The organism is Phyllobacterium endophyticum, from assembly GCF_003010935.1.
GTDB lineage: Bacteria > Pseudomonadota > Alphaproteobacteria > Rhizobiales > Rhizobiaceae > Phyllobacterium > Phyllobacterium endophyticum.
The window spans coordinates 1-16,869 of sequence record NZ_PGGN01000001.1 but is presented as its reverse complement, the minus strand read 5'-3'; the positions used below and the strand labels follow the sequence as shown (position 1 = coordinate 16,869).

Sequence of the window (16,869 nt, the reverse complement as noted above, 5' to 3'; positions counted from 1 at the left end):
TATTTTACCTGATGAGCAAGAATCGCTTTCGTACTAGTCCCCAGTACAACCAGGCGTTTCATCAAAGTGTCATGCAAGTGTCATCCCACTGCAATGTGACTGGGCGAACCATCCATTCAACAATAACAGGAGGTTCCCCGAACATGTCGTGTAAATTGCTCTATCTCGGTCTTTTGACGGCTCTAGCGGCGTCAGCCGCGGTTCCCGCCGCTGCTGAACCTGTTTTCAACCGTATTGCAAGTTTTCCGGTCGCCAGCAATCTGCCAAATGATGCAGACAAGTCAAAGCCGACGTCGTCGGAGATCATAACCGTCTCGGAAGACGGCAAGACTTTGATTTATTCCGATAGCCCCTACGGAGCGATCGGCTTCATCGACATCGCCGATCCTTCCAAGCCACAGCCAGGCGGGATAATCAGTATCGAGGGCGAGCCAACCTCGGTGGCGGCGGTAGGGGCCAATGTCCTGGCGTCCATCAACACGTCCGGGAGCAAGTCCGATCCTTCGGGACGGCTCGATGCCATCAATATAGCGACGCGCAAAATTGAAGCAAGTTGCGACCTTGGCGGACAGCCGGATTCCGTGGCGGTCTCCCCTGACAGGACATTCGCTGCTGTAGCCATCGAAAACGAGCGGGACGAAGATCTGAACGACGGCGAATTACCGCAAATGCCCTCGGGCAACCTCAAGATATTCTCCCTGAAGAACGGCGCTCCGGATTGCGCAACCGTGAAGACAGTTGGTCTCGCGGGCCTTTCCGAAATCGCACCGGAGGATGCCGAGCCTGAGTTCGTGTCGATCAACAACGAGAACCAGATCGCCGTAACGCTGCAGGAAAACAATCATATCGCTGTGATCGATGCGGCCACGGGCAAGATCACGAACCACTTCTCCGCAGGAAAAATCGACCTCGACAAGGTCGACGTGAAGAATGACGGAGCGTTCAAGTTCGACGGCAGCATCAAGGGCGTGCTTCGCGAGCCGGACACCATCAAGTGGCTCGACAATGATCGCTTCGTTGTGGCCAATGAGGGCGATTACAGGGGCGGTTCGCGCAGCTTCACGATCTTCTCCAAGGATGGCAGGGTTGCTTATGAATCCGGCGCCTCGCTGGAGTACAAGATCGTCGAGGCCGGCCATTATCCGGACAAGCGAAACAAGAAGGGGGTTGAGCTCGAAGGTGCAGAGGCCGCCAGGTTCGGCGATACGCCATACCTTTTCGTCGCCAGTGAACGGGCATCAATGGTCGGTGTTTACAAGGATACGGGCAAAGACCCGGAATTCGTTCAGCTACTGCCCTCAGGAATCGGCCCGGAAGGCGTCCTCGCCATACCCTCGCGCAATCTTCTGATCACGGCGAACGAGTCGGATCTTGTCGAAGATGGCGGCGTCCGCTCGCATGTCATGATCTATGAACTCAAGGAACAGAAGCCCAATTATCCTCAAATCGTCTCCACATCGAAAGAGGATGGAACATTGCTCGGTTGGGGCGCGCTTTCCGGTCTCGCCGGTGATCTGAAAGAAGCCGGGAAGCTCTACGCTGTCTCGGATTCGGTTTATTATTCCGCGCCGGCCATCTACACGATAGATGCCAAGCAGACACCTGCAAAAATCACCGCGGCGCTGACTGTCAGGCGCGGCGGACAGCCCGCTCAGAAGCTCGACCTTGAAGGCATTACCACCGATAACGATGGCGGCTTTTGGCTCGCCAACGAGGGCGATCAGGCAAAACTCGTTCCCCACGCAATCCTCAATGTCAACGACAAGGGCGAAATCAAAAAAGAGATCGCGCTCCCGGAAGAATTGCTGTCAAACCAGTCCCGCTACGGTCTCGAGGGCATCACCCGCGTTGGCGAGGGCGATGACGCCGTGCTCTGGATGCCAATCCAGCGTGAATGGAAGGATGATGAGAAGGGCTTCGTGAAGCTTCTCCGCTACGACATCAAAAAGAAGGAATGGAGCGCAGTTTCCTATCCGCTCGACAAGACCGAAAAAGGCTGGGTAGGACTGTCCGAAATCACTGCGCATGACGGTCAGCTCTACATCATCGAGCGAGACAACCAGGTGGGGGAGAATGCCGTCAACAAGCGCTTGTATCGCGTGGCGCTCGATAGCTTGAAACCAGCCAAGATAGGTGAAAAGCTCCCGGTCGTCGAGAAGACTCTGGCTCGTGACTTCGTAAGTGATCTGAAGGCCAGCAATGGTTATGTCGCCGAGAAGCTTGAGGGCTTTACCGTAGACTCCGAGGGCAATGGTTATGCTGTGACAGACAATGACGGCGTCGATGATTCCTCAGGTGAAACCATGTTCTTCGGCATCGGCAAGGTTCATCCCACGAACTAGGTCCGGCTCCCTAAGCTTCATGCACGAATGCACGTCCATCCGCTTTGACGGGTGGACGTCGCTTTTGGATCAGCTGACGTCAAGCACGATCTTGCCTATGTGATTGCCGTCCTCGATTCGCTCATGGGCGCGCCAGGCTTCATGCAGCGGGTAGATCATATCGATCACAGGGGCCACACGGCGCTCGACCAGCAAAGGCCATACTTTGAGTTCGAGTTCGCGTGCGATCTCCGCTTTGAACTCGACCGGACGGTTGCGAAGCGTGGATCCCGTGTGGGTCAAGCGCTTGACCATCAGTTTGGATATGTCCGTTGTCACTTTGGCACCGTTCAGTACGGCAATCTGGACGATACGGCCGTCGAGTGCTGCGGCGTCATAATTGCGCGCCGTATAATCGCCGCCAACCATATCGAGGATCAGGTCGGCTCCCTTGCCATCCGTCGCCTCCTTCACTGCTCCGACGAAGTCTTCCTCACGATAATTGATGGCGCGGTCGGCCCCGAGTTTTTGGCAGGCGTCACACTTCTCGTCCGAACCTGCAGTGGTGATGACAGTGGCGCCAAAAGCCTTGGCGAGCTGGATCGCTGTGGTCCCTATGCCGGACGATCCGCCATGAACGAGAAAGGTTTCGCCTCTATTCAATCCGCCGCGCTGGAACACATTGTGCCAAACCGTAAAATAGGTTTCAGGAATTGCTGCGGCTTCGATAAAGCCGTAGCCTGCGGGAATGGGCAAGGCGTTGGTCTCATGCACCACGCAATATTGGGCATAACCTCCACCGGCAACGAGCGCTGCAACCCGCTCGCCTATGCGAAAACGCGTTACGTCTTCACCCGCGGCGACGACATCGCCGGCGATCTCTAGTCCCGGAATGTCGGACGCGCCGGCAGGCGGAGGATAGTGGCCCAGCCGTTGCAATACATCCGGCCGATTGACTCCGGCAGCCCGCACCTTGATGAGCAACTCCCCGGCCTTCGGCTCAGGAACACCGCGCTTGCCAGGCTTCAAGACCAATGGGCCGCCCGGCTCGGTGATTTCAATTGCCGTCATCGTCGTCGGAATCGTTTCGACCATGGTTTGGTCTCCTCTGCATTGATTCGCCCGAATGGTTTGCAATACCAAGCAGTTGGGCTGTATTCTCTCACACTGGAGCAAATAGACAAAACTTGCTCTAGGACGACAAGTGGAGAAAATGATGTCACTTTTCGACGAAGAACCAAGGCGCAAGATAGTCCACGACATCGGACAGGATCTATCGTTGCTGTCTGTTGCTGAACTTGACGAACGGATTGTCCAGCTGCGCTCCGAGATCAAACGTCTTGAGGAAGAGCGGTCGCGCAAGGGTGATAGCAAGGTTGCAGCGGAGGCGCTGTTCCGTTGAGGCCGACTAATTCATGCGGGTGACCTAAAATATCCGCATTGCTGATTGAGACGAAGTCATCATCACCAGTCTTCTCCTGGCTGGTCCACTCCCCGATTCGCTCGAAGGGTCTGCCGTGTTCCGTTCATTCATTCAGGTCTTCGCACTTCTTTGCGGCACCTCATTTCTTGTCATGGCCTCCGGTCTGCACGGGTTGCTTTTGCCACTGCGCGGCGGCGCGGAAGGATTTTCGACGACCTCGCTTGGTCTTCTGGGAACCGCCTGGGCCGGTGGCTTCATAACCTCATGCCTGCTCGCGCCTCGGCTCGTACGCCGTGTCGGACATGTGCGTGCATTCAGCGCGTTTGCCTCGGTAGCCGCGATCGTTGCGCTACTCACCGGCATTCTTGTCGATTCGACCGCGTGGATAGTGCTCCGCGCCTTGACCGGCTTCGCCATGGCCGGCTCCTACATGGTCATCGAAAGCTGGCTGAACGAGCGCGCAACCAATGCCAATCGGGGTCAGATCTTCGGCTTGTATATGGTGGTGAATTTCGCATCGATAACCGTGGGCCAAATGATGATCGGCTTTGGTGACGTGCATACGGGTACGTTTTTCATGATGTCCGGCATTCTCTTTTGCCTGGCATTGATCCCGACTGCAATTTCGACCGCGAGCAGTCCAAAGCCGCTGACCGAGGTGCAGCTCGACCTGAAAGCGCTATATCGCAATTCGCCGGTAGCCTTTCTCGGCTGTATTCTGATCGGCATTGCCAATGGTGCGTTTGGAACGCTCGGCGCCGTCTATGGCGCGGCGACAGGTATAACGACCACGGAAATTGCGCTCATGATGAGCGCATCCGTGATGGGCGGCGCACTGATGCAAATCCCGGTCGGCCGCATGTCCGATCGCACGGACAGACGTTACGTTCTGGCTTTCGTTGGCGGAGCCGCGGCGGTCATTGGCCTCTTGATATTCCTGATCGCACCCAGGCATGCCACGGTCATTCTGATCATGACTGCGATCTATGGCGGCCTCGCCTATACGCTTTATCCAGTGGCCGTTGCCCATGCGAACGATTTTTCCGACTCTGAAAATTTTGTGAAGGTAACGAGCGGCCTGTTGTTGCTCTACGGTTTTGGCACGATGATCGGCCCGATACTCGGTGCCTGGGCGATGGAAATGATTGCGCCTGAAGGCCTGTTTGCCATAACTGCGCTCGCACATATTTCCATAATGGCCCACGCGATCATACGGTCGCGAATGCGCGCACCGGTTCCAATCGAGTTGCGCGACAATTTTCAGACGGTTCATTCGGAGCGGGTTACGCCGGAGGGTGTCAGGTTGGACCCTCGTGCAGAGACGCTGCCGGAATAGTTTTCGATTCGGTTCCGATACGAAATCCGTTGACAATGCTGATGGTTTAAAATGACTATTCTCACATGGTCGAAACGGATGCCTTTGCAGCAATTTCTGATCCAAACCGCCGCTACCTGCTTGAGGAGCTGAGACGCGGTCCAAAAACCGTGAACGAGCTTGCGACAGGCCTACCGATCTCCCGTCCGGCCGTCTCCCAGCACCTGAAGGCGCTTCTCGATGCGCGGCTGGTTTCAGTCAAAGCCGAGGGCACGCGGCGGATTTACACTGTCGATGACAGCGGGTTCTTGCATCTGAACCTTTGGCTGGACCAGTTCTGGAACGAATGAGCTTGGGCGCCTAGAAACAAAAACCCGGCTCACCGCATGCGGGAACCGGGTTTCCTTCAACTTGCCAGGCGACAGCTCAGCGAACCGCCGTCGGAATTTCGCGGGATTGTCCTTTAATGGTGAGTGACGACTGCTTTCAGTCTTTCAATCTGCTCTTTGAGCACGAGCTTGCGTCGTTTCATATTGCTGATTTTCAGGTCGTCGGAGGCGGGACTTAACAGCGCGTCAGAAATTTCCTTTTCAAGCGCTCCATGCTTACGTTCAAGCGTTTCAAGATGAGACTCAATGGCCATTCGGCTTCTCCCTTGGTTGGTTTCGTCACGTATGCATGCTCTGCTTGCCAAGCGGCAAGTTTGTGACAGAGCGGTGACACTGTGCCACCACTTGAGGCAATTGTCGAATTTGTTTCGTAGGATTTTCTTGTGGCGTGAAATATGATATGGCGACGTGCTGGCGAGGACGGGTTGTCCACAACCAGTGACTGGATTCTTTTTACAGCAAAGTACCGGGAACTACTGCATGTCCGACCAGGATCAGGCTGACATTCGATTGGCAGTCGCAAGATTGAAACAGGAGCATCTGGATTTCGATGCGGCCATACAAGCAATGATCCAGGTGGGTTGCGACCAGCTTCGTATCCAGCGGATGAAAAAGAAAAAACTGATCATCAAGGACAAGCTCATCGAGCTTGAAGACAAGATCACGCCCGACATAATCGCCTGATTCCTTGCGGGTTGCGCAGTTTACGACCTAGCTTGCGGCGATCCGTCTTTTCCGTTAATTGCTCCCGACATATTTACAGGATGCTCAATGGCTGACAAACGCGCCGATGTTGCAATCATCATGGGAAGCCAGTCGGATTGGGCAACCATGCGCCACACCGCCGAGACGCTTGATAGCCTCGGCATTTCTCACGACGACAGAATTGTTTCCGCGCACCGCACGCCTGACAGGCTGGTAAGCTTTGCCAAGGGCGCGCGCGAAGCCGGTTTCAAAGTGATTGTCGCGGGTGCCGGCGGGGCTGCTCACCTGCCAGGTATGGCGGCATCGATGACTGCATTGCCCGTTTTTGGCGTGCCGGTCGAATCGAAGGCGCTGTCCGGACAAGACTCCCTTCTATCGATCGTGCAGATGCCGGCCGGTATCCCTGTGGGTACATTGGCAATCGGGCGGGCTGGCGCGATCAATGCCGCGCTGCTTGCGGCGGCGGTCCTCGCCCTGAATGATTCGGCGCTGGCGAAGCGGCTGGATGAATTCCGCCAGGCGCAAAGCGACAAGGTCGCGTTGAGACCTTCTGACGAGGCATGAGAATGATTTCCCCAGGATCGACGATCGGTATCATTGGTGGCGGCCAGCTTGGCCGGATGCTTGCCATGGCGGCGGCTCGGCTCGGCTATAGAACTGTCATTCTTGAACCGCTGGAAAATTGTCCGGCAGCACAAGTCGCCAATGAACACATTGTCGCTTCATATGATAATCCCAATGCGCTCGAACAATTGGCCGAACTTTGCGAGGTCATCACCTATGAGTTCGAGAACGTGCCGGTCGATTCTGCCGAAACGCTCAGCGAGATCAAGCCTGTATACCCATCGCCCGAGGCTCTGAAGGTCTCGCAGGACCGACTCGTCGAAAAGCGCTTTCTGAACAAGGCGGGCATCCAGACTGCCCAGTGGTTGAGCGTTGAAAACGAGGGCGATCTCGAAGCGGCGCTGCTGGCGTTTGGTGGTAAGGGCATCCTCAAGACACGCCGCTTTGGCTATGATGGCAAGGGGCAGGTGAGGTTTTCCGGCGACAAAGGAGAAGACGCGAAGAATGGTTTTTCCGCCATCGGCAGTGTCCCGTCCATTCTGGAAGCCATGGTCGAGTTTGTATGCGAGATTTCCGTGATTGCGGCACGCGACGAAGCCGGAAACATCAAGGTCTACGACATCGCTGAAAACGTCCACAAAGACGGTATTCTAGCGACTTCTACCGTGCCGGTCTCCGTGTCGTCCACCATTGCCGGCCTTGCTGCTGACGCAGCACGTAAGTTATTGGAAGGATTAGATTATGTCGGCGTGGTCGGCATGGAATTCTTCGTCTTGGCCAATGGTACGCTGCTCGCAAATGAATTCGCGCCCCGTGTGCACAATTCTGGCCATTGGACCGAAGCCGCCTGCGCCACATCGCAGTTCGAACAGCATATCCGGGCGATCACCGGGCTGCCGCTCGGCGATACGAGGCGGCATTCGGATTGCGTGATGGAAAACCTGATCGGCGACGATATCGACAGAGTTGCGGAAATCTTGAAGGAGCCCGGAGCTGTCGTGCATCTTTACGGAAAGGGCGAAGCGCGCCCTGGACGCAAGATGGGGCATGTGACGAGAATAACAAAAAGGCTCTAGCCGGCCGCTTGCAACAAATAATGCGCGGTTATCAGGTGAATCACGCGACGAATCGTAAGCCGGGTGTTGACAATATGGGCAATCCTTGGCTATTTCCCCGCAACGTCTTTCCGGCGCGCTCTTAAGGCGCGCTTTTTATTGGTGCCCGGTTTCGGGCGTAAGATACCGGTGCTGAAATGAAGATCAAGAACTCGCTCAAAGCCCTCAAGGGCCGTCATCGTGACAATCAACTGGTTCGCCGCAAGGGCCGGATGTACATCATCAACAAGACTGCGCCGCGCTTCAAAGCACGCCAGGGCTGATCGTACCCGTCTCACGGTTTTTTGCATTTGACGTTTCGCTGATACGGATTACCATTCGTGTCATGCGGAACGTTTATGCTGTTTTTATTGCCATTTTTCTCGTTCTTTCGCCCGCCATGGCGCAGGAGGGGGCTCCTTTACAACAGAAGGCGGCCTTGCCCAACCAGACGTTGGCGCAGAAACGAGCCACGCGGCTGGACGACCTATTTGCTTCACTGAAGCGCGAAAGCAACGAAGTGAAGGCCGCGCGAATTGCCGCGCAAATACAGGCGCAATGGCAGAACTCCGGCAGCGCCACCGTCGATCTGATGATGGGCTGGTCTGCCAAGGCCATGGAAGATAAGAAGTATTCGGTCGCGCTCGATTTTCTCGACCAGGTGGTCGTGATGAAGCCGGACTATGCCGAAGGCTGGAACAGGCGCGCGACATTGAACTTCATGATGAACGATTACGGGCGTTCCATGGCCGATATCCAGAAGACCTTGGCGCTTGAACCACGCCATTTCGGGGCGATGGCGGGGATGGCTGCGATCCTCAAGGATACCGGCCGTAAGGAAGCCGCATTGCAGGCTTTCGAGCGTGTTCTGACGGTCTATCCTATGCTGCGCGAAGCCCAGAAGCAGGCGGGTGAACTGGCAGACGAACTCACCGGGCAGCGGACGTGATACACGTCGCCACAACTAAATTTCTCGCATAGGTAGATAATCTGCCGCGAAAAACGATCATTCTGGCGCAAAACCAGGCGATTCTCGAATCAAAGTCGTGTCATTGCGTTCCAGCGTCTGCCGGAACGCAATGTTCTTCCTCAATAAGTCTTAAATACCCGTCAGCCCATCCGAACCGATATAGGCGATGCGCAACATATTGGTCGAACCCGGCGTACGCAGCGGTACGCCGGCCGAGATAATGATGCGGTCACCCGGATTGCCGAACTCTTCCTGGTAGGCGATGTGACAGGCACGGTCGACCATGTCGTCGAGGTCGGTGGCGTCCTCGGTTACAACGCAGTGCAACCCCCAGACGAGAGAGAGCTTGCGGGCGGTCTCGACGACCGGTGACAGTGCGATGATCGGCAACAATGGCCGTTCGCGTGCTTCGCGTAGTCCGGTTGTGCCGGACGCGGTGTAGGTGACAATAGCCGAGAGGTTGAGCGTTTCGGCGATCTGGCGGGCAGCGAGCGAAATCGCATCGGCTCCGGTCGCGTTCGGCTCCGGACGCTGGGCATGGATGATGCCGGGGTAGTTGGGATCGCGTTCGACCTCTTCGGCAATGCGCGCCATCGTGGACACGGCTTCGACCGGATAGGCGCCCGCGGCGGATTCGGCCGAAAGCATGACGGCGTCGGCGCCTTCGAACACGGCTGTCGCAACGTCCGAAACCTCGGCGCGGGTCGGCACGGCCGCAGTGATCATCGATTCCAGCATCTGGGTAGCGACGACGACCGGCTTGCCAGCCCTGCGGCAGGCGCGGATGATCTGCTTCTGGATGCCGGGAACGGTTTCAAGCGGCATCTCAACGCCGAGATCGCCGCGCGCCACCATCAGCGCGTCGGAGAGTTCGATGATCTCATCGAGGCGGGTTACGGCCTGCGGCTTTTCGATCTTCGAAAGGAGGGCAACGCGGCCACGCGAAATCTTGCGCACTTCGGCAAGATCTTCCGGCCGCTGGATAAAGGACAGGGCAACCCAATCCACTTCCTCCTGCAGGACAGCATCGAGATCCCGCCGGTCCTTCTCAGTCAGGGCGCTGACGCCGAGCGTCGTATCGGGCAGGCTGACACCCTTCTTGTCGGAGATCGTGTCGCCGGAAACGACGCGGCAGCGGATATGCTTGCCATCGGAGGCTTCGGCGACCAGCGCAAGCCTGCCGTCGTCGATCAGAAGGCGATGACCCGGCTCGACAGCTTCAAGAATCTCTGGATGCGGCAGGAACACACGGGTATTGTCGCCCGGCGCGTCATTATTATCGAGCGTGAACGTCTGGCCGGCGACGAGGCCGACCTTGCCATCCTTGAACTTGCCAACGCGTAGCTTCGGACCCTGAAGGTCGGCGAGAATGCCGATGGGCCGTCCAACTTCCTTTTCGACATTACGCAGACGGCGAACAAGCTCGCGCATCAATTCGTGACTGGCATGGCTCATGTTGATACGGAACACATCGGCGCCGGCTTCGAACAGCTTGCGGATCATGGCTTCGTCGGAGGAAGCGGGGCCTAATGTGGCGAGAATTTTGACCTTGCGGCGGCGTCTCATGGAGAGGGGGTATCCGTTACGATTGGAGAGGAGGGAGGATTTTCTTCCGTCAGCTGGACCATCCAGCTTGTCTGTTCGCCGGTGTCATATTCCTGGAATCCGGAGCGCTGGAAGCCACGCGCGAAACAGTCGTTGATACCGGTAATCTTGAACTGGTTTTCGGCGACGCACATGTTCACCTTGCCATCCCAGCGCCCGCCACTCTGGGCGTCTTCGGCATAAAGATAATAGTAGCGCGATGTCAGCGGGCCGACAACCAGCGTCGTGCAGGAGGATGCGTTGACATGCCACCAGCCTTCGGTGACCCAGCCGGATTTGGCGCGGTAGCCGAGCGCGACGCCAACCAGGTTTTGCGTCGTGTTGCAGACGCGAAAGTCGGCCTGGGCCTTTTCGGGTGCATAAAAACTGCCCGCAATGAAGATGAATAAAAAAGCCGCGAGGAAGCTCCCCCATCTCGCCCTTATGCTTCTATTCAACATGGCCTCCGTCCGGTCTTCTCAAGTCCTCGCCGCGCGAGCAGCCAATGGGCCTGGGGCGAGGTAGACGACCTTCTTTTCGGTAGTTTCGCATGCATTGTCAACGCGCTAATCGTTTGAATGCGGAGTTCCCGCAAGAGTGCGACTTTAGGATGACTATCGGGAGCCAGCAGCGGTGATGAAGCATTTAAAAAGCCCCGATACGTTCGAAGGGGCTTTTTAAATGCTGGGGGCTTATTCCCCCTTGTCGCCGGAGGCATCCCCGTAAGAGAGAAAAGCGGATTTTATTGGCCGCAATTGTTACCGCCTAGAGGTCGACCTCGTCGACATCCAGGTATTTCTTCAAATAGCCGAGTGTCTTGTCAATCATTTCATCAAGATCCTCCACCTTTTTATCTACGTTGAAGTGGTGATCCATATCCCGAATCATAAGTTCCGGATGTGCGCCCCTATGATATTTGATGAACAATTTTCCCATCTGTGGCTGAGGTCCGACCAGGGCGACCTTCGTACCGACGGCAACAAATAGCGGTCCATTATACCTTGACATTTCCGCTACGGGATCAATGGCGTAGATTTCCTTGAAGAATGCCCCGTTCAGAGTTGTGCCTGGTACAAGCTTGTCATTGGCAGTCTTGAGACCGGCGATGAGATTCTGCTCGCCGCCTGGAGAAAGCGGACGAAAGGTTTCGTCCCGGCGCGCTTTTCTTTGCTCAGTTCCGCCACGATCGAATGATGCTTCTTGAAGCGCCGAAGCGCGGCTCCGATATGCGGTAAAGCCGGGCGCCAACAGCGCCTGGACCATGTGATTGAGGATTTCACCATGATTGATCTTAGCGACGACCAGCGCACGGCACTCGAAGCAGCGGCTTTCCGCCGTCTTGTGGAACACTTGCGCGCCCGCAGCGATGTGCAGAACATCGACCTGATGAATCTCGCCGGATTTTGCCGCAACTGCCTGTCCAACTGGTATGGCGAGGCCGCAGAAGAGGCGGGCATAAAGATATCGAAGGATGAATCGCGCGAGATCATCTATGGCGAGCCTTATGCGCAGTGGCAGGCCAAGCACCAGCGCGAAGCAAGCGATGCACAGAAAGCAGCATTCGAGACGAACAAACCGTCGCATTGAGGGTTGTGCGTGGTTCGACAAGCTAACCATGAGGGAGGTTGTCGATGTGGCAAGACTGCGCCGGTGATGATGGCTATGCAGTAACCACAATCCTCGTGGCGGGCTTGTCGAACCACGCACAACCAAACTGATCCCTCCTCCGACTCTTGTCTTGACTCCTGATGTGCCGGTCGGGCATCGAAGCCGTTCGCGCGGCCTATCCCGAGTCGCACAACGGATATTTTGAAAAGAGCGGAGTGATGAGCATGGATGATTTGGCGGCGCAGGGTGGTGTCGAAGGTGTTGCGGCTGCAGAACTGAGACAGTTCATCGAACGCATCGAGCGCCTCGAAGAAGAAAAGACCACGCTCCAGGACGATATCAAGGAAGTCATGGCCGAAGCCAAGGGGCGGGGCTACGACACAAAGATCATCAGGACCATCGTGCGGCTCCGCAAGAAGGATGCCAACGAACGCAAGGAAGAGGAAGCGATCCTCGAATTGTACATGAATGCGCTCGGCATGGTTTGAGAAGCGACACGTAATAGCTGGTTTCAAGGAATATCTATGGACTGACCTCGCCGGCCTTCCTGTAAGCATCAAGTTCCGGGTCGAGATCGATCTCGACCACATTGGTGAAAACGGTGGTTGCCACCATGATACCGGCAAAGGCGACAAGGTTGACGAGCGCCGGTTCGTCATACCTGGCCCTGAGCTCGTTCCAGAGGACATCGGGAACGGCGTTCGAATCCGCAATGATGGCTTTGCCGAATTCGATCAGCAGTTTCTCGTCCGCGTCAGGAATAAGTGTCTCGGGCTCCGATCCGGATTCGATCAGCGCGCGCCGGAAAAAAGCGGCCGGCACAAGGGCGCCCTGCGCTTGCGAGATGGCGAGGGAAAACAGCCATATCGCCCGGTCTGACAGCGCCTGCCGCAAGAGGTCGCGCAGCGTGAACCACTCCCCATAAATACGGTGCGCCACGGGCGAGTGGAGCAGAACACGTTTCATGTTCGTCATACGCCCGCGAAGCCGCAATTCCTCATCATGTTCTTTTCGAATTTCGGGTGACGCCGTCCTGTAATCGATTGGCGATATGCGGCTCATGTGAGGTCCCCCGGTTTGACTGGTCGAGCTCACAAAAACGCCCGCCTGTGAAGAACAGGCGGGGCGCCCTTGTGGAAGACAAGAGTTCAGAATTTGTAGCTGATGCCGACTTTCACCGCGTGGGTATTCAGATCGACATTGTAGTCGCCCAGCGCGTTGGAGAAATCCTGATCGCCAAAGTCGGTATAACGGTATTCCAGGCGTCCGGTCCAATTGTCGGTAAAGGCATATTCGACGCCGGCACCCGCGGTCCATCCGGTATAGGTGTCATCGTCGTTGAACGACGTGCCATCCGGAAAATCGATATCATGCTTGTACTTGCCGAAGGCGACACCGCCCGTCACGTACGGCAGCCAGCGGTCGACAGCGTAACCCAGCCGCGCGCGGACGGAGCCCTGCCACTCGAGCTTGCTCGACCCATCGATGCCGGTGTCGATGCCGCCGATATCGAGCGTGCCGTCGCCGGAAAGATCGCTGTAGTCGATATCGGCTTCGATACCCAGAACGATATTGTTGGAGAACTGGTAATTGTAGCCCGCATGAACACCGCCGAGAAAACCGTCGGGATCGAAGGGCAGCGAAGCGCCCACACCTGCGATATTCGTGCTCAATTCGGAATCGCCCCAGCCGTAGCCAGCTTGCGCACCGACATAAGCCCCTGTCCATGTGAAGATCGGAGCCTGCTCGACAGGCATTTCTACCGGCGCCTCTGCAACGGCATCAGCCGCCAAGGCTGAAGTCGACCCGAGGAGAACTGCTGCAAATGCGATAAGATATCTTTTCATCTCGCCCTCGCCATAGTGTTGTCAACTGAACGCAATTTACTCCTCCTCAGGCGACATGACTGTCTCCAATGTGCAACAGGGTCCGGGCTTATCCCTTGAATGGCCTTGTCACGAGGGGTTTCAACCGAGCACAATGGTCCGGGAGCGCGAACATGATCGCAACCCGGGCATCAAGGACAAGGAACAACAAACTCTGACAATCGTTCCAGCACCATTCGAAAAGACCGGGGAGAGGGCGATGAATTTGCTGGGGCGCTGGAATTCCCAGTCTCTGGCAAAGCAATTCCTGCTGACCGGCGGGCTGGTCTCGCTTGGAGCGATGATCCTGACAGGCATTTTTGTGACAACACTTATTGAAGGTGCCGTTACGAGGAACTCCGCCGCCGCCACGGCACTCTATGTGGATAGCGTGGTCGCGCCTATTCTGCCGGACATGCAGACCAACCAGATACTCGACGATACCGTGACACGAGCGCTCGACGAGACCCTGGGGCAGGGCGCATTGGCAAGCAGGCTCATGTCTTTCCGGCTTTGGCGAAGCGACGGAACGATCCTTTATTCGAGCGAAAAGGCGCTTGTCGGCAAACGCTTTCCCGTTAGTGAGGACCTGAAGGCCGCTTTTGACGGCAGGATGGTCGCCAATTTCGGCAAGGTCGAAGACCTGGAAAGCGAAACCGAAAGGGCGAGCGGCAAGCCCCTTCTCGAAATCTACAATCCTGTGCTCCAGCCCTGGTCGGGCAAGGTTGTCGCCGTATCGGAATTCTATGAGATCGCCGACGAGTTCCAGCACAGCCTCGACCAGGCGCGGCTGCTCAGCTGGCTTGCCGTGGCTTCATTTACGCTGGCATTCTTTCTCGTTCTGTCGTTCATCGTCGTTCGCGGCAGCAAGACGATCGATCGCCAGGGCAAGGCCCTGAAGCAGCGTGTCAGCGAACTTTCCGATCTGCTCGCCCAGAACAAGGCGTTGCACGCGCATGTGCAACGGGCATCGCAACGTGCTTCAGCCCTGAACGAAAACTATTTGCGGCGCATCGGGGCCGATCTGCATGACGGCCCGGCGCAACTCCTGGCTTTCGCGGCGCTGAGGCTGGACAGCGACACGCTGGTCAACCCGGCTGTGCCGGGTGAAACGCGCGAGCACGAAGTGATGGCTATCAAGGAAAGCCTCGACGAGGCCATGCGGGAAATACGCAGTATTTGCGAGGGCCTGGTATTGCCGCATATCGAGGCCGCCGATCTCTCCGAGATCGTTCAGCGGGCGGTGCGGGCGCATCAGTATCACACGGGCACGAGCGTTGAGCTGACGATGGCAGGATCGGCGCCGGAGCTCGGACCGTCCGCCAAGATATGCATCTACCGGTTCGTCCAGGAAGCACTCAACAACAGTTTCCGTCACGCAGGAGGTATCCGGCAGCGGGTGGTGCAAAGCGTGCAAGGCCAGCGGATGGTGATCGAAGTGTTCGATGGCGGGCCAGGATTTGATCCCGAGATCATCGGCAGAACCAGTATCGGGCTTGCGGGACTGCGGGATCGGGTGGAGAGTCTCGGCGGACGTTTCGCAGTGGAGTCTTCCCGGAGCGGCACGCGCGTGACAATGTCGCTCAATATGAATGGAATGGAGCATGCATGATGGCGGGCGTACGAATTGCAGTGGTCGATGACCATCCGTTGTTCAGAGAGGGCGTCAAGCGCAGTCTCTCCGAGATCAGCGACTTCCAGATAGTGGCGGAGGGCAGCACGAAGGACGATGCTGTCAGGATTTCGCAGGAGCACCGTCCGGACGTCATGTTGCTCGACATTTCCATGCCTGGCGGCGGGCTGGATGCGATCGTGCCCATACTCGAAAACTGGCCCGGCCAGAAGGTCGTCGTCCTGACGGTTTCGGAGACGAGCGACGATGTGACCAGGGCGTTGAACAGCGGTGCCAAGGGCTATGTCCTGAAAGGTGTCGGTTCGCGGGCACTGGCCGAGATCATCCGCACCGTGGCTTCGGGCGAAGGCTATGTCTCGCCGGCGCTTTCGGCACGGCTGCTCTCGGGGCTGGCGTCAGCGCCGGAAGCCGACAGCAAATCCGATCCGATCGCCGCGCTTACCGGCCGCGAATACGAAGTCCTGACACTCGCCGCCGCTGGCCTGAGCAACAAGCGGATCGCCCTGAAGCTCGATCTTCACGAAAAGACAGTGAAACATCACATGGGGCGCATTTTCGCGAAACTCAACGTCACCAACCGCACGGAAGCCGCCATGGCCCTGCGCGATGCCGGCCATGAGGTGCAGCCGGTGATTCAGCGGAACGTCAGCGGGTAAGGGAGTTCAGGCGGGTCTGGTCGGAGACTGTCGCAGTGCGTTCGATGATGGTGCGGCCCTTGGCGTCTTTCATGAGATAGCGGCCGTCCTTTATGCGCTCACTCATGCCATTCCTGTGACGAACCTCGACTGGACTGTCGATCGCCACCCTGCCTGGCACTGCGGATGGGCCGGGGCTCGCAACCCCAGCGTTGCCCCTGGCGCTGCCGGTATTTCCCTTGCCGCCAGCGTTGCCATTTTTATTACCTGCGTTGCCATTGTTGCCGCCAGCATTGCCATTGTTGCCACCGGCGTTGCCATTGTTGCCGCCAGCGTTGCCGTTATTGCCACCAGCGTTGCCGCCGGCGTTGTTTCCACCACCGCCATTGCCATTGCCGCCGCCATTATTGCCGTCCTTTGCGAGGGCTGCCTGGGGCTGCAAGGTGGGGAAATGAGCGTCGAAACCGAGGGTATAGGGCGCCAGCGCCAGCGCCGTTGCCAGCGCGGCGGTGCAAAGGACGGGTATCGGTCTCGTGCGGGCAGGCATCGTGCCTCCTGTCATTCCGGACCTGGCGGGCGGGAAACCCGCTGCCTCGGGGGAAGAACTCCATAACTCAGATAACGACGGCTTGCCGCCGCGTAATCAGACTTAGGTCTGACCATGCCGGGGCATAGGTCCGAAACAGGCCGGACTGGAGGCCCACTGGCGGAACGAGGCTGCCCCTCTTTACGTTTGCTTGCGGTTTTGCCGCGCATTTCTCCG

At 57.2% G+C, this 16,869-nt stretch carries 21 protein-coding genes; 13 read left to right on the top strand and 8 right to left on the bottom strand.

The genetic code is table 11. The features are described 5' to 3' along the window. The first annotated feature begins 143 nt into the window (after positions 1 to 143). The gene (locus CU100_RS00105; RefSeq protein WP_106714549.1) at positions 144 to 2,342 is read left to right on the top strand and encodes an esterase-like activity of phytase family protein; all 2,199 of its coding nucleotides are present in this window, start codon (positions 144 to 146) and stop codon (positions 2,340 to 2,342) included. 69 nt (positions 2,343 to 2,411) lie between these two features. Here CU100_RS00105 and CU100_RS00100 read toward each other — a convergent pair whose 3' ends face one another. Beyond that, a complete protein-coding gene (locus tag CU100_RS00100) occupies positions 2,412 to 3,416 on the bottom strand; it encodes an NAD(P)H-quinone oxidoreductase (RefSeq protein ID WP_106714548.1) in 1,005 nt (334 codons plus the stop codon). 121 nt (positions 3,417 to 3,537) lie between these two features. Between CU100_RS00100 and CU100_RS00095 the strand changes: the two genes are divergently transcribed. The 3 genes from CU100_RS00095 to CU100_RS00085 all read left to right on the top strand — a co-directional run bounded on the left by CU100_RS00095 (position 3,538) and on the right by CU100_RS00085 (position 5,409). Further along, a complete protein-coding gene (locus CU100_RS00095) occupies positions 3,538 to 3,723 on the top strand; it encodes a DUF1192 domain-containing protein (RefSeq protein ID WP_106714547.1) in 186 nt (61 codons plus the stop codon). A 115-nt stretch (positions 3,724 to 3,838) separates the two neighbouring features. Continuing rightward, positions 3,839 to 5,080: an MFS transporter gene (locus tag CU100_RS00090; RefSeq protein ID WP_106714546.1), complete on the top strand. Its 1,242-nt coding sequence runs from the start codon at positions 3,839 to 3,841 to the stop codon at positions 5,078 to 5,080. A 65-nt stretch (positions 5,081 to 5,145) separates the two neighbouring features. Next, positions 5,146 to 5,409 carry an ArsR/SmtB family transcription factor gene (locus CU100_RS00085; RefSeq protein WP_106714545.1) on the top strand — a complete coding sequence of 88 codons (264 nt, stop codon included), beginning with the start codon at positions 5,146 to 5,148 and terminating at the stop codon, positions 5,407 to 5,409. Between the two features lie 113 nt (positions 5,410 to 5,522). Here CU100_RS00085 and CU100_RS00080 read toward each other — a convergent pair whose 3' ends face one another. After that, positions 5,523 to 5,702: a YdcH family protein gene (locus tag CU100_RS00080; RefSeq protein ID WP_106714544.1), complete on the bottom strand. Its 180-nt coding sequence runs from the start codon at positions 5,700 to 5,702 to the stop codon at positions 5,523 to 5,525. A gap of 226 nt (positions 5,703 to 5,928) precedes the next feature. Between CU100_RS00080 and CU100_RS00075 the strand changes: the two genes are divergently transcribed. The 5 genes from CU100_RS00075 (at position 5,929) to CU100_RS00055 (ending at position 8,760) form a co-directional block, all read left to right on the top strand. Next, entirely contained in the window at positions 5,929 to 6,132 is a 204-nt protein-coding gene (locus tag CU100_RS00075; protein ID WP_099997693.1) for a YdcH family protein, read from the top strand. Between the two features lie 87 nt (positions 6,133 to 6,219). After that, complete coding sequence (purE, locus tag CU100_RS00070; RefSeq protein ID WP_106714543.1) at positions 6,220 to 6,717, top strand: 5-(carboxyamino)imidazole ribonucleotide mutase; 498 nt, start codon at positions 6,220 to 6,222, stop codon at positions 6,715 to 6,717. 2 nt (positions 6,718 to 6,719) lie between these two features. Then, entirely contained in the window at positions 6,720 to 7,793 is a 1,074-nt protein-coding gene (locus tag CU100_RS00065; RefSeq protein ID WP_106714542.1) for a 5-(carboxyamino)imidazole ribonucleotide synthase, read from the top strand. A gap of 176 nt (positions 7,794 to 7,969) precedes the next feature. Continuing rightward, the gene (gene ykgO / locus CU100_RS00060; protein ID WP_100000962.1) at positions 7,970 to 8,095 is read left to right on the top strand and encodes a type B 50S ribosomal protein L36; all 126 of its coding nucleotides are present in this window, start codon (positions 7,970 to 7,972) and stop codon (positions 8,093 to 8,095) included. A gap of 62 nt (positions 8,096 to 8,157) precedes the next feature. After that, positions 8,158 to 8,760, top strand: a complete 603-nt coding sequence (locus tag CU100_RS00055) for a tetratricopeptide repeat protein (RefSeq protein WP_106714541.1) — start codon at positions 8,158 to 8,160, stop codon at positions 8,758 to 8,760. A gap of 150 nt (positions 8,761 to 8,910) precedes the next feature. Here the strand turns inward: CU100_RS00055 and pyk are convergent, their stop codons facing one another. From pyk to CU100_RS00040, 3 genes are all read right to left on the bottom strand, one after another. Beyond that, entirely contained in the window at positions 8,911 to 10,347 is a 1,437-nt protein-coding gene (gene pyk / locus CU100_RS00050; RefSeq protein WP_106714540.1) for a pyruvate kinase, read from the bottom strand. Further along, complete coding sequence (locus CU100_RS00045) at positions 10,344 to 10,826, bottom strand: DUF1036 domain-containing protein (protein ID WP_210280633.1); 483 nt, start codon at positions 10,824 to 10,826, stop codon at positions 10,344 to 10,346. Before CU100_RS00045 ends, pyk begins: the two co-directional genes overlap by 4 nt. A 304-nt stretch (positions 10,827 to 11,130) precedes the next feature. Further along, the gene (locus CU100_RS00040) at positions 11,131 to 11,628 is read right to left on the bottom strand and encodes a hypothetical protein (RefSeq protein WP_106714539.1); all 498 of its coding nucleotides are present in this window, start codon (positions 11,626 to 11,628) and stop codon (positions 11,131 to 11,133) included. Between the two features lie 18 nt (positions 11,629 to 11,646). On the opposite strand from CU100_RS00040, the gene CU100_RS00035 reads away from it, so the two are divergent. Then, positions 11,647 to 11,952: a DUF1244 domain-containing protein gene (locus CU100_RS00035; RefSeq protein ID WP_106714538.1), complete on the top strand. Its 306-nt coding sequence runs from the start codon at positions 11,647 to 11,649 to the stop codon at positions 11,950 to 11,952. Between the two features lie 239 nt (positions 11,953 to 12,191). Continuing rightward, complete coding sequence (locus CU100_RS00030; protein WP_370637210.1) at positions 12,192 to 12,461, top strand: DUF2312 domain-containing protein; 270 nt, start codon at positions 12,192 to 12,194, stop codon at positions 12,459 to 12,461. Between the two features lie 34 nt (positions 12,462 to 12,495). On the opposite strand, the gene CU100_RS00025 is transcribed toward CU100_RS00030, so the two are convergent. Continuing rightward, entirely contained in the window at positions 12,496 to 13,035 is a 540-nt protein-coding gene (locus tag CU100_RS00025; protein WP_106714537.1) for a carboxymuconolactone decarboxylase family protein, read from the bottom strand. Between the two features lie 86 nt (positions 13,036 to 13,121). Further along, the gene (locus tag CU100_RS00020; protein ID WP_106714536.1) at positions 13,122 to 13,820 is read right to left on the bottom strand and encodes an outer membrane protein; all 699 of its coding nucleotides are present in this window, start codon (positions 13,818 to 13,820) and stop codon (positions 13,122 to 13,124) included. 238 nt (positions 13,821 to 14,058) lie between these two features. Between CU100_RS00020 and CU100_RS00015 the strand changes: the two genes are divergently transcribed. Together CU100_RS00015 and CU100_RS00010 are read left to right on the top strand one after the other, a co-directional pair. Further along, positions 14,059 to 15,450, top strand: a complete 1,392-nt coding sequence (locus CU100_RS00015; RefSeq protein WP_106715897.1) for a sensor histidine kinase — start codon at positions 14,059 to 14,061, stop codon at positions 15,448 to 15,450. Next, positions 15,447 to 16,127: a response regulator gene (locus CU100_RS00010; RefSeq protein ID WP_106714535.1), complete on the top strand. Its 681-nt coding sequence runs from the start codon at positions 15,447 to 15,449 to the stop codon at positions 16,125 to 16,127. The genes CU100_RS00015 and CU100_RS00010 overlap by 4 nt, the downstream gene beginning before the upstream one ends. Here CU100_RS00010 and CU100_RS27040 read toward each other — a convergent pair. Then, on the bottom strand, positions 16,117 to 16,653 hold the full coding sequence (locus CU100_RS27040) for a hypothetical protein (RefSeq protein WP_106714534.1): 537 nt from the start codon (positions 16,651 to 16,653) through the stop codon (positions 16,117 to 16,119). The genes CU100_RS00010 and CU100_RS27040 overlap by 11 nt on opposite strands. Positions 16,654 to 16,869 lie beyond the last annotated feature (216 nt).